Below are 12,867 nucleotides of genomic sequence, written 5' to 3'. Positions count from 1 at the left end.
CCATATGTATATTTTATGTTATAAATGTTATACTCCGATTAGATGTTATTACATATAGATAAAATTTGAATAGGTTTGTTATAAATATCTATTTGTTAATACGGTAGAAATTTTAAGAAGGTGATAAAATGAATCCTAAAGAAAATGAAAAGGCTACTACTCATCGATCGGATAAAGAAAAAGAACAAATCATGAATAGATTAAAGAGAATTGAAGGGCAAGTACGTGGTATCCAGAACATGGTCGAAAATGATCGCTATTGTGTTGATATTTTAGTGCAAATTTCAGCTATTAATGCAGCGATGAAGAAGGTTGGAATGGGGATACTTAAAAATCATACGAATCATTGTGTTTCTAGTGCTATTAAAGATGGTAATGGAGACGAAGCAATTGAAGAATTAATGACGGTGTTTGAACGATTTTCAAAAGCGTAATGGAACAAGCTAGTATCTTATCTAGCTTGTTTTTTATTTTAACAGTTCTTAATAATTTCTTAATATTCCGTAAAAAATGCCTCGTTGATTTATTGATTTGGTAAAATTTAGTTGTTAGCATAAAAAGGGAAGTGGATACAATGGATTATATATTACAGACATTAAATCTAACAAAAATATATGATGAAAAGGCTGTGGTAGATAACGTATCGCTACATTTAAAGAAAGGAGAAATATATGGTTTTCTTGGAGAAAATGGTGCAGGGAAAACAACTACGATTCGAATGATTATGGGATTATTAAAACCTACGAATGGAGAAGTATTTTTATTTGGGGAAAGATTTCATGAAAAGAATAGAGAGATACTTAGAAAGATAGGAACAATTATTGAATACCCAGGGTTTTATGGGAACTTACATGGAATTGATAATTTACGTATTAGCGGTCATTATATGGGGATGAAGGATGAAAAAGCGATTCAGCGTGTTTTATCAATTGTAGATTTAGAGCAGGTAAAATTGAAAAAAGTTAAAAATTATTCATTAGGAATGAAGCAAAGACTAGGAATTGCACGTTCTTTATTACATAATCCAGAGTTGCTATTACTAGATGAACCGACAAACGGGCTTGATCCCGCAGGAATTAAAGAGATTCGCACATTATTAATAAAACTTGCAAAAGAACATAATAAAACGATTTTAGTATCGAGCCATATTTTGAGTGAAGTGCAGCAAGTAGCAACACGAATTGGTATTATACATGCTGGAAAATTATTAGAAGAAAGTGATCGGAATGAGCTTGAAGAGAAGTACAAAAAATATGTTCGTTTAAGGGTAAATAATATAAGTAAAAGTATAGATGCCTTACGGAAGATACTTCATAATGTTAAGTATGAGATGAGAGATGGAGAGTTGAGGTTGTTTAATGATATAACGAACACAGCAGAAATTAATCGAAACTTAATTGAGTCTGGTATTGATGTGTTTGAGATTGGAATGGTAAAAGAAACATTAGAGGATTATTTTATGAACATAATTGGTGGTGAGCGACGATGCTCTCTGTTTTGAAGTCCGAGCTTATTAAATTAAAAAGTTCTAAGATTTTATATGTAATAGGTTGTTTACCGATTATTACAATCTTGCTTATCTTTTGTATATATGCAATAAACCCAAAGTATTCAATTACACAAACTGGTTGGGCAGAATATTATAAAACGATTGTTATGTTTTTTAATCTTATGACAGGTACAGCCACTTTTTATATATTAACAGGGTACATCTTTTCTAGGGAGTATCAAGAAGGTACACAAATTATTTTATTTACGAGTCCCATTCCCAAATTAACGTTTTATCTTGGAAAATTAATTATTATTTTTGGATGTATTGTAATTACAATGCTATTATTATTGATTTTACCGCTATGTTTAGGGATATTTATAACAGATTTACCGTTTACTATGCCTTTATTGTTTCAACAATTAAAAGTGCTATCGCTAATGGCAATTATGCATTTTTGTTTAATACCAATTGGGGCATTTTTTGCGATAAGGTGGAAAAGCTTTTTGTCTGTAGTGATACTATTATGTTTTGTGCTATTTTTTAATTTAATTCTAGTAAATGTCCCAGGGAATGTTATGTATCCATGGGTTGTACCGCTATTATTTAGTCCGCATGAAGGCGTGGGAAGGACGTTTATTAATTATCCAGTTGGAGTCATAAGTTTATTATGTCTTTTTGCAATAGGGTTCATTTTATCGATTAGAGAGTACAAGAGAGTAGTATAATTTTTACATGAATTTAGAAATCTTTAGGATGGAAGTAATTTTTAGAAAGGGCCCCAAAATAAAAAAACAGCTTTCTCACTTATGAGAAAGCTGTTTTTTTATTATTTTACTGCTTCTTTTAATTCTTTACCAGCTTTAAAAGCAGGTACTTTTGAAGCTGCGATTTGCATTTCTTCACCTGTTTGTGGGTTACGGCCTGTACGAGCAGCTCTTTCACGAACTTCAAATGTACCGAATCCGATAAGTTGTACTTTTTCACCAGCAGCTAAAGTGTTTGTGATTGATTCTACTACAGATTGTACAACTACAGTAGCTTCTTTTTGAGAAATTTCAGCTGTTTGTGCTACATTTTTAATTAATTCAGTTTTATTCATTTCTTCACCTCATATGTAATACTATTTAAGTTGTTATTATAACGTATAAAAGTGTGGAGAACAAGTGTACGCAGATAGATTCACAAAAAAATTGAAAAATGTATCGTACACGAGTTTCATTTTATAGAAGAAAACACCTCAAGTTTATCCATTGATAGCGAGAATTATACCATCATTGGATGAAAATGATAATCAGTTTAGGGAAAATAAAGTTTTATTTACTTTAAACTAGCTATTGTGGAATAAAAAAAGAAAGGTACGCCAAATTCAAAATAGAAGCATACCTTTCTTTTTATCTTAAGCAGATACAGATTTTTTCTTTAATTCAGCTGTTTCATTTTGAGGTGATAGTTGTTTTTTATAAGTTAAAAAGTAAGGTAAAGCAACAAACAGCATACCACCTACTAAATTCCCTAAGAAGACAACAATAAAATTAGGGAAGTATTCCATCCAAGTTAGATGACCAGCGAAGATAGCAGCTGGAATTACAAACATATTGGCAACAACGTGTTGAAATCCAATGGCAACAAAGGTCATGACAGGAAACCAAATGCCAATGATTTTTCCGCTAAACTCTTTACTTCCCATACTAAGCCAAACAGCTAAACAAACGAGCCAGTTACATCCAATAGCAGAGAAGAATGCTTGTACGGGTGTATCATGTAGTTTGGCTTGTGCGATAGACACGGTTTTTGCTAAAAATTGTCCTTCAGTTAATCCAACGACATGGCCAAAGAAATAAGCAACGAAAACCGCACCAATAAAATTACTAATTGTAATAATCAATAAGTTCGTTACTACTTTAGAGAAAGTAATCTTTTTTTGAAACCAAGCCATCGGTACGGTCATCATATTACCAGTTAATAGTTCACCACCAGCGAGGATAACGAGTATAAGGCCAATAGGGAAAACAGCAGCGCCTAAAAAACTAGTAAGTGATCCAAAAGATTTTGGCATTGTTCCAATGACACGAATATCGAGTAAATATCCAAATGATATGAAAGCGCCGCCAAAAAATCCAAGAATTAACATCGGTAGTAGTGGTAAAGATGCTTTCTTTTTACCTGAGTTAGCGGCCAACTCGGTAATTTCGTGTGGTGCATAGACAGACATAAAAAACCCCTCCATTTTATAATAATCTACATGGTTATTCATACACACTTATCTATTAATCATATGAATTTGTTCATATAGATTATACGTTATTATGTAGAATAAGCAGCCTTTTAAGAAAAATATCATAAAAACATGGTATAAAATTTGTATGATATTGTCAATCGTTAGTGCGGTATGAAAAGGAAGGTTAATAGTAGGTAAGTATTCATGGAGGCTCCTATCATACATGTAAGATTGACTATTAAAAAGTGAATTTTATTTCTATCAATAAAATAATAAAAGAGTCTATTACGAAAACCCACGCATTGCTATAAAAAATACATACATTATAGCGTAAAGAGTTTAAAAAACTCTAAAATTATTTATAAAAAGGAGAGTATTAAATATGAGTGAACAATGTCCGATTAATGTACCATGTCAAGTAGAGGGACAAACTCAAACACCATTATCTGATGTAGCAGCAGCACCAATTGTTACGCCAAACGCATTGATAAAAGTACCAGTTGTTTTAGCTGAGAGAACGCTTCAAATTGTTGTAGAATCGACTATTCCGTTAAATCCTCCTGCTGTCGAAATTAAACGTGTATTGAAAAATGTATTTTTAACACAATGTAAGTTAGTTCCTGTCGCTTTTACTCCAGTAGCAGGTACAAGTTATCGCCGCGTTACAAGAGCGAAATTATTTGTACAAGGCTTTATTCGTAAAAATATTGAATATGCATCTGATAAGTGTAATGGAAATCTAATTGATCGTATTGCCAATGTTAATTTTTCTGGGTTTGCAGATTTAGCAGATGGTGATTTTCTAACACAACCTATAATCGCAGCTTCTTCAGATACTACTTCTCACTTTATTAATCCTAAGAATGGTGATTTACCTCGATTAGATAAGTACTTCTTCGAAAATTCGGTATTTTATAACGAACAACCATTTTGTGAATTAATTAGTGCTAAATTCTTTGAACTTGATTTTTCACCATGCCCTACAAATTTAAATGAGCCGTTCGATACACTGCGTGAAAAAATTGTACTAGACCTTACTTTGAAAGTATTACAAGTACAGCAAGTGCGTACTAGAGAAGTAGGTTTATAAAAAAAAGACATCACCTTTTCTATAGAAAAGGTGATGTCTTTTTTGTCAGTATAAAACATATATAAATGACAACAGCGGTTATGTACATATGTCTCTCTATTCGGTGTGAAGCGTAGAAAATATAGAATAAATTCATCGGTTAGGAAGTGATTGATGATGAATAAGCCGTGGATTGATAATAAAATGGCGGAAAAATTTTTTTCTAAATATAAGAAGACTCAAGAATTGAAGAAAGCGGATGATGAACTCCAAGGGTTGAAGAAAGCGGATGATGAACTCCAAGGGTTGAAGAAAGCGGATGATGAACTCCAAGGGTTGAAGAAAGAGGAGAATGAACTTCAAGGGTTGAAGAAAGAGAAGAATGAACTTCAGGAGCTGAAGAAAGAGGAGAATGAACTTCAAGGGTTGAAGAAAGAGAAGAATGAACTTCAGGAGCTGAAGAAAGAGGAGAATGAACTTCAAGGGTTGAAGAAAGAGAAGAATGAACTTCAGGAGCTGAAGAAAGAGGAGAATGAACTTCAAGAGCTGAAGAAAGAAGAGAATGAACCCAAAGGATTAAAGAAAGAGGATAATTTACATACTGAATTAAAAATAGGAAGTATAGTACGTTCTATGGTAGTGAAAACTCCATTTTCTACTGTTGCTGAAGTGTCTAGTTTTTCAAACTCGCCTATATTAAGTAATAAAGATGAAGAAGTATTTGTATTTCATAGCGAAACGAATAAAGTGTTTTATGAGTTAGATACAAAGTTGTTAGCTACAGTACATCATTATCATGAAGAGCCATATTGTTGTTTAGTTTCTTCAAAGCTTTTTGAAAAGAGGGTACTTCTAGAGCTTCCTAATCAGGAAGACGTAAGGTATATTGAAAATGATAATATGGAACAATCTTTGTGGGTTCCTATGCACAATTTGATATCAAAACAGAGAAAAGACAGCAAATCCAGTAATTATATAACGACGAAATTACCAATAGAAATAGGAAAATACAAAACTGAGATTAGTTTGCAAGAAATAGTGATGTTTAAAGAAAAAGTCACAAGAATTAAAAAGGTTTCGCAGGAGATTATTTTGACAGAAAGTAAAGTCTTACTATCAGAAGCTATAAATGTAAAACAAAATTCGGTAATGATTGAAAAAGGGATTTTACTTGTGGAAGGTTATGTTTTGCAGCATATTGAGTATACCGTAGAGAAAAATACGCCACAGAAAAAAATGTACCAGTTAATGCAAAATATGGTGCTGGAGTTAATCGTTCAAGTATTACAGGAGCAAGATGTACAAGTGGAAATCATATAATCACTATTTACACAGTGTATATAAAACATTTTTCTTGACTTTTTATACAAAGGCGAGGAAAATGGTAAAAAAGAAAGGGGGGATGATGATGGAAGAGTACGTATTAGATCTTTATAATTTTTTATATACGACAGATTGGCAAGATATTGTTTCGTTTCTCGGGATATTATTTTGTATGAAAGTTGTCATTGTATATATAGAAGAGCAAGGTATGTTCTATTCTTTCTCATCCCCATCTGATTTACAACGGGAGCCGTTACTAAGCTATGCCAATATAAATTACGAAGAACTTCCGTTTGTTACATTCTTTATGATTCGTTTTATAACAGCGATTGTAAAGAAAAAAGAAGGCGAGGAAGAAGATTGTTATCCAACTTGTTATATAGCACATGTATTATAAGCTAAATACAAGGAGGAGATTTATATGTGGATTCGATTTTTTATGATTGGTTTCTTTTCATTAACAGCAATTTCATTAATGGGATATCAAATGTCTGAAATTTTTCAAGCATATAGCGATCTGTTTTTTAACAAAAACTAATCGCATTGCTATTTCAATAATAAAGCGAAAAAATCCTTCTTAAGAAGTATAGTTAAGAAGGATTTTTTCTTTGTTTGACCTTACTGTGTCAAACTATTGTCACATTTACACTGTGAATAATATGTTAAAATAGTGAGGTTAATTATATATATGTGGAAGAAGAAGGAGTGAACAATTTGGTGGATCATTCAACAAATCAGAAAAGCTATGCTCCTATTGTGATAACGCTTTCTGTAATTGTCAATGCGATTATTTTATTTTTGTTTTTTGGACCTGTTGGCTACAAAGGAGAAGTACATTTTGACGTAACAATTTTGCCGTTGTTAAATGCAATTTTTAATAGCTTTACATTTGTATTTTTAGTGGCAGCGTTGTTCTCTATTATTAAAAAAAATGTGAAAATGCACCGCGGTTTTATTCTTGCGGCATTTACAACAACATTGTTATTTTGTGTTTCATATTTAACGTATCATTACTTAGCGCCAGCAACGCATTTTGGTGGAGAAGGAATTATTAAATATGTGTACTTCTTTATTTTAATTACACATATTTTTCTTGCGGCAATTATTGTACCGCTTGCGCTGTTTTCACTTGTATTTGGGTTTACAAATCAATTAACACGTCATCGTAAAATTGTGCGTTGGACGATGCCGATTTGGTTATACGTAAGTCTTTCTGGTGTTATTGTTTACTTAATGATCTCACCTTATTATCAATAAAAAATCTCAGCCTCTTTGGCTGAGATTTTTTTATTGGGCAAATATTTTGGAGAAATGAGAAAAATATGGTATACAAAAATATAGTTGCTTTTAATAAAGAAGGGTGGTTGATTGAATGCAAAACTTTGTATTTCGTAATCCGACAAAGCTTATTTTTGGTAAAGGACAATTAGAGCAGTTAAAAAGTGAAATTCCGCAGTTTGGTAAAAAGGTTCTTCTCGTATATGGAGGAGGAAGTATTAAACGAAATGGTATATATGAGAATGTAATTTCTATTTTAAAAGAAATGGATGCAGAAATATTTGAATTGACAGGTGTGGAGCCTAATCCTCGTTTGTCGACTGTAAATAAAGGAATTCAAATGTGTAAAGAAAATAGAATTGAATTTATTTTAGCAGTTGGTGGGGGAAGTGTAATTGATTGTACAAAGGCAATTGCTGCGGGTAGTAAATATGACGGAGATGTATGGGACATTGTGACAAAGAAAGCATTCGCTAGTGAAGCGTTACCGTTCGGTACAGTACTAACTCTTGCGGCGACAGGTTCTGAAATGAATGCGGGATCTGTGATTACGAATTGGGAGACAAATGAAAAGTATGGATGGGGAAGCCCTGTTACATTCCCGCAATTTTCTATTTTAGATCCAGTTCATACAACTTCTGTACCAAGGAATCAAACAATTTATGGCATGGTTGATATTATGTCGCATGTATTGGAACAATATTTTCATCAAGGTACAAATATAGAATTACAAGATCGTTATTGCGAGTCTATTTTAAAAACGGTCATTGAAACGGCTCCCAAACTTCTAAATGATTTGGAAAATTATGAGTATCGAGAAACGATTTTATATTGTGGAACGATGGCGCTAAACGGTATTTTAGCAATGGGAGTACGAGGAGATTGGGCAACGCACAATATTGAGCATGCTGTTTCGGCCGTGCATGACATACCACATGGCGGAGGTTTAGCAATTTTATTCCCAAATTGGATGAAACATGTTTTAGATGAAAATGTTGAGCGTTTTAAACAGTTTGCAGTACGTGTCTTTCATGTAGAAGAAGAAGGGAAAACGGATAAGGAAGTTGCCTTAGAAGGGATTGAAGCTTTACGTCAATTTTGGACGTCTATTGAAGCGCCGATTCGATTAGCTGATTATGAAATTGGAGAAGCCGAGGTCGATTTAATGGCAGATAAAGCGATGGCTTATGGTGAATTCGGTCATTTCAAAAAGTTAAATAAAGAAGACGTGGTAGCAATTTATAGAGCGTCACTATAAAAAATAAGATAATGTAAAACAACCTTCTTGATATGCCTCAAGAAGGTTGTTTTAATTGGGTTTTTTTGATTGTTTGTGACTAATTTTGAATGTTTTTGGTTGATTTTCGAATTCGTTTTCATTATACTGTAATCAAAGAAGAGGTGAATAATATGTTAACGCCTGAACGTCATCAGCTTATTTTAAAGCTTGTAAAGGAATGCAAAGTTGTGAAATTACAACAATTAGTTGAAAGAACGCAGAGTTCAGAATCAACAATTCGTCGTGATTTAGCACAACTAGAAAAGCAGCGTTTATTAAAAAGAGTGCATGGAGGAGCAGCGATATTAACCGGAAAAGGTCAAGAGCCGACGATGGTTGAAAAATCATCCAAAAACATTCAAATAAAGCAACAAATTGCAAGTTATGCTGCATCATTTGTTGAGCAAGGAGATTGTATTTATTTAGATGCAGGGAGTACAACGTTTGAAATGATTCCGTATTTAACAAATAAAGACGTTACAGTTGTTACAAATGGACTTATGCATATTGAAGCATTAGTTGAAAATAATATTCGGGCTTATTTGCTTGGTGGAATGATGAAGAGCCGAACGAAAGCTTTAATTGGTGCCATGGCACAGGAAAGTATACAGAAATATCGTTTTGATAAGTGTTTTTTAGGAGCAAATGGTGTACATGAACAACTTGGATATACAACGCCAGATCCGGAGGAAGCATTGCTGAAAAAAATGGCATTAACATTAGCAAATGAAGGTTATTTTTTAATAGATGAAAGTAAATTTTCAGAAGTTGCATTTGCGAAAATTGCAAATGTCGAAGAGGCAAGGATTATTACAAATGTATTAGAAGAAGAGCTAGAAGAATATAAAAGAAAAACAAATGTAATTGAGGTTGATAAACAATGATTTATACAGTTACTTTAAATCCATCCATTGATTATGTTGTCCAAGTGAATCCTTTCATGTTAGGGACAGTGAATCGAGCGGAGAAAGATATGAAATTCCCTGGAGGGAAAGGGATTAATGTTTCTCGCGTGCTGCATCGCCTTGATGTTCAGAATACAGCTCTTGGTTTTACGGGAGGGTTTACAGGACAATTTATTAAGGAGGCTTTGCAAAGGGAAAGTGTTACAACTGATTTCGTTCAAGTAGATGGGGATTCACGAATTAATGTGAAAATAAAAGGACAGGAAGAAACAGAATTAAATGGACAAGGTCCGATTATTACGGATGAACAGTTTGACCAGCTAATGAAAAAAATTGAGAGTATGCAGGCCGGAGATTGTGTTGTATTAGCTGGTAGTATACCTTCTTCTGTCCCGAAAACATTCTATGAGACAATAGCTGCTTATGGAGTAAAACATGGTATTCAAGTAGTTGTTGATGCAAGTGGGAGTGCCCTAGAACATGTAATTAAAAATAAACCGTTCTTAATAAAACCAAATCATCATGAACTTGGAGAATTGTTCGGAGAAAAGCTTTCAACAGTGGAAGAAATTCTTCCATATGGCAAAAAATTAATTGAGCAAGGTGTACAGAATATAATTGTTTCTATGGCAGGTGATGGTGCTTTATTATTCACAAGTGAGGGAGTATATGAAGCGACTGTCCCAAAAGGAAAAGTCATTAATTCTGTTGGAGCAGGAGATTCTCTTGTTGCAGGATTTGTAGGGATGTATGAAAAAACAAAAGATGTGATAGAAGCATTTCGTTATGGTGTTGCAACAGGAAGTGCAACAGCATTTTCTGCAGATTTGTGTACAAAAGATAAAGTGGAAGGATTATTATCCCAAGTAATCATTACAAAGCGGTAGGGGGAACAGTATATGAAAATTACAGAGATTTTAAAAAGGGATACAATCATCATGGATTTGACAGCTTCAGTTAAAGAAGCTGTCATCGATGAATTAGTGGAGAAATTAGATAAGGCAGGAAGGTTAAATAGTAGATCAGAATTTAAAGATGCTATTTTACAGCGTGAAATGCAAAGTACAACTGGAATTGGGGAAGGGATTGCTATCCCGCATGCCAAAACAAAAGCGGTCAAACAACCTGCTATTTGTTTTGGTCGAAGTGTAAGCGGTGTCAATTATGAATCACTTGATGGACAACCTGCGCATTTATTCTTTATGATTGCCGCTAGTGAAGGGGCAAATCATATGCACTTAGAAACTTTATCCCGTTTATCTACGCTATTAATGGATGAGAAGTTTCGAAAACAACTTTTAGAAGCTACAAGTAAAGAAGAAATCATTCGTTTGTTTGATGAAAAAGAGAATGAACAAGAAGTGCAAAATGAGACAGTAAAGCCTGAGGGAAATGAACCATACGTGTTAGCTGTCACAGCGTGTCCGACTGGTATCGCTCACACATATATGGCTGCAGATAGCTTAAAAGCAAAAGCAGCAGAATTAGGAATTGCGATTAAGGTAGAAACAAATGGGTCAACTGGTGTGAAAAATGGATTAACAAAAGAGGATATTGAGCGTGCAACAGCAGTTATTGTTGCGGCGGATAAACAAGTAGAGATGAATCGTTTTGCTGGAAAGCATATCATTCAAGTGCCAGTTGCAGATGGTATTCGAAAATCGGAACAGCTCATTCAGCGTGCTGTAAATCAAGATGCCCCGGTTTTTAAAGGGATAAAAGAAAGTGGAAAAGCAGAGACAGCTGAAAAAGAAAAAGGATTTGGTATATACAAGCATTTAATGAATGGTGTAAGTAATATGTTACCGTTCGTAGTTGGAGGTGGGATTTTAATTGCACTTGCGTTTTTCTTTGGTGGAATTAAAGCGGAAGGGCCGATTGCAGAAGTTTTGATGAGCATTGGTGGAGGGAAAACAGGAGCGTTTGCATTCCTTGTCCCAATATTAGCTGGATTTATTGCTAGTTCTATTGCAGATCGACCAGGATTTATGCCAGGTATTATCGGTGGTTTTTTAGCAGCACAAGCAAACGCAGGCTTTTTAGGTGGATTAATTGCTGGTTTCTTAGCAGGATATGTTGTTCTTGGTTTAAAGAAACTATTTGCAAATTTACCAGTACAGTTAGAGGGAATTAAACCTGTTTTATTATATCCGGTATTTGGATTATTAATTACAGGTATACTCATGTTAAAAATTGTGAATCCACCTGTAGTTGCTTTAAACGAAGCATTAACGGGTTGGTTAAATGGTTTAGGCGGTACAAATGCGATATTGTTAGGACTTATTTTAGGTGGCATGATGGCTGTTGATATGGGTGGTCCGATTAATAAAGCGGCATTTACATTTGGTATTGCTGCAATTGAGGCTGGAAACTTTGGCGTGCATTCAGCTGTTATGGCGGGTGGAATGGTACCACCGCTTGCGATTGCATTTGCAACTACATTCTTTAAAACGAAATTTACAGAAGCAGAGCGTAAGTCGGGTTTGACAAACTATATTATGGGAGCATCATTTATTACAGAAGGAGCAATACCATTTGCAGCAGCGGATCCAATCCGTGTGATTGTAAGTTGTGTTGTTGGGTCAGGTCTTGCTGGTGCGTTATCGATGTTATTTGGAATCACATTACCAGCTCCTCATGGTGGGTTGTTTGTCATTATGTTAGTAAATAAACCAATGTTATATATTCTTTCTATATTAATAGGATCTATTGTATCGGCTCTTATGATAGGGATATGGAAAAAGAAAATTCAATAAGAAATCGAAAAGGACAGCTGTTTAGTAGGATAGCTGTCTTTTTCGATTTTAATTGAATATACAATGTGTTAAATAAAAAGACATGGTGCGGTTAAGAATCGTAATGTTCTCATGTGTTTTGTAACAGAGAAGTAACACTATTATTTTTTATGTAAAAAAATATTTATTCAATAAGGAGAAGGTTTCTAGTAAAACTCATGTGAATACAGATAGAAATCTATTTTTTACATTCAATTTTATATTACAAACTATTAATAATTTATTACGAATGGTTTGTAATTGTGTGATTTTCCAAATTCCCAAAAAAACTGTTGCTATAATGAGGACACGAAAACAAAGCGAATGGAGGCTATTCATGAAAAAATTAATTGGTATAGCAGCAGCAGCGGTTTTTGGTCTTGGGATTTTCACTACTTCTGCAAAAGCAGAGACTGTTGTAACAACAGACGTATTAAACGTACGCGAAAACCCAACTACGGAATCAAAAGTTGTCGGTAAATTATTAAATGGTAATAAGTTAGATGTTACAAATACAGAAAACGGATGG

Annotated in this window: 14 protein-coding genes; 12 read left to right on the top strand and 2 right to left on the bottom strand. The window is 33.9% G+C overall.

All coding sequences use genetic code 11. The features are described 5' to 3' along the window. The first annotated feature begins 128 nt into the window (after window positions 1–128). The 3 genes from ACIQ7L_RS16600 (at window position 129) to ACIQ7L_RS16590 (ending at window position 2,217) form a co-directional block, all read left to right on the top strand. Window positions 129–434: a metal-sensing transcriptional repressor gene (locus tag ACIQ7L_RS16600; protein WP_400570606.1), complete on the top strand. Its 306-nt coding sequence runs from the start codon at window positions 129–131 to the stop codon at window positions 432–434. Window positions 435–574: 140 nt separating this feature from the next. Next, entirely contained in the window at window positions 575–1,501 is a 927-nt protein-coding gene (locus tag ACIQ7L_RS16595) for an ATP-binding cassette domain-containing protein (RefSeq protein WP_400570605.1), read from the top strand. Next, window positions 1,486–2,217 carry an ABC transporter permease gene (locus ACIQ7L_RS16590; protein WP_400570604.1) on the top strand — a complete coding sequence of 244 codons (732 nt, stop codon included), beginning with the start codon at window positions 1,486–1,488 and terminating at the stop codon, window positions 2,215–2,217. The genes ACIQ7L_RS16595 and ACIQ7L_RS16590 overlap by 16 nt, the downstream gene beginning before the upstream one ends. 101 nt (window positions 2,218–2,318) lie before the next feature. Here ACIQ7L_RS16590 and ACIQ7L_RS16585 read toward each other — a convergent pair whose 3' ends face one another. Further along, the gene (locus ACIQ7L_RS16585; RefSeq protein WP_003199316.1) at window positions 2,319–2,591 is read right to left on the bottom strand and encodes an HU family DNA-binding protein; all 273 of its coding nucleotides are present in this window, start codon (window positions 2,589–2,591) and stop codon (window positions 2,319–2,321) included. A gap of 297 nt (window positions 2,592–2,888) precedes the next feature. Further along, window positions 2,889–3,704: a formate/nitrite transporter family protein gene (locus ACIQ7L_RS16580; RefSeq protein ID WP_400570603.1), complete on the bottom strand. Its 816-nt coding sequence runs from the start codon at window positions 3,702–3,704 to the stop codon at window positions 2,889–2,891. Between the two features lie 388 nt (window positions 3,705–4,092). Between ACIQ7L_RS16580 and ACIQ7L_RS16575 the strand changes: the two genes are divergently transcribed. The 9 genes from ACIQ7L_RS16575 to ACIQ7L_RS16535 form a co-directional block, all read left to right on the top strand. Continuing rightward, window positions 4,093–4,800, top strand: coding sequence for a CsxC family protein (locus ACIQ7L_RS16575; protein WP_400570602.1), 708 nt, complete (start codon window positions 4,093–4,095; stop codon window positions 4,798–4,800). 156 nt (window positions 4,801–4,956) lie between these two features. After that, a complete protein-coding gene (locus ACIQ7L_RS16570; RefSeq protein WP_400570601.1) occupies window positions 4,957–6,099 on the top strand; it encodes a BC_2427 family protein in 1,143 nt (380 codons plus the stop codon). Between the two features lie 61 nt (window positions 6,100–6,160). Next, window positions 6,161–6,499, top strand: coding sequence for a hypothetical protein (locus ACIQ7L_RS16565; RefSeq protein WP_141523114.1), 339 nt, complete (start codon window positions 6,161–6,163; stop codon window positions 6,497–6,499). 317 nt (window positions 6,500–6,816) lie between these two features. Then, on the top strand, window positions 6,817–7,359 hold the full coding sequence (locus tag ACIQ7L_RS16560; RefSeq protein WP_097898793.1) for a DUF420 domain-containing protein: 543 nt from the start codon (window positions 6,817–6,819) through the stop codon (window positions 7,357–7,359). Between the two features lie 115 nt (window positions 7,360–7,474). Then, window positions 7,475–8,638, top strand: a complete 1,164-nt coding sequence (locus tag ACIQ7L_RS16555; RefSeq protein ID WP_400570600.1) for an iron-containing alcohol dehydrogenase — start codon at window positions 7,475–7,477, stop codon at window positions 8,636–8,638. A gap of 152 nt (window positions 8,639–8,790) precedes the next feature. Next, window positions 8,791–9,543 carry a DeoR/GlpR family DNA-binding transcription regulator gene (locus ACIQ7L_RS16550; RefSeq protein WP_400570599.1) on the top strand — a complete coding sequence of 251 codons (753 nt, stop codon included), beginning with the start codon at window positions 8,791–8,793 and terminating at the stop codon, window positions 9,541–9,543. Next, a complete protein-coding gene (gene pfkB, locus ACIQ7L_RS16545; RefSeq protein WP_400570598.1) occupies window positions 9,540–10,451 on the top strand; it encodes a 1-phosphofructokinase in 912 nt (303 codons plus the stop codon). Before ACIQ7L_RS16550 ends, pfkB begins: the two co-directional genes overlap by 4 nt. Window positions 10,452–10,463: 12 nt before the next feature. Then, window positions 10,464–12,320 carry a PTS fructose transporter subunit IIABC gene (locus ACIQ7L_RS16540; RefSeq protein WP_400570597.1) on the top strand — a complete coding sequence of 619 codons (1,857 nt, stop codon included), beginning with the start codon at window positions 10,464–10,466 and terminating at the stop codon, window positions 12,318–12,320. A 268-nt stretch (window positions 12,321–12,588) separates the two neighbouring features. Then, on the top strand, window positions 12,589–12,867 hold a 279-nt coding region (locus tag ACIQ7L_RS16535), incomplete at its 3' end, for an SH3 domain-containing protein (protein ID WP_400570748.1).

The sequence above is a fragment of the Bacillus sp. NPDC094106 genome, from assembly GCF_044764345.1.
In the GTDB taxonomy this organism is placed as follows: Bacteria; Bacillota; Bacilli; order Bacillales; family Bacillaceae_G; genus Bacillus_A.
This window is presented reverse-complemented; position numbering and strand designations above follow the sequence as displayed.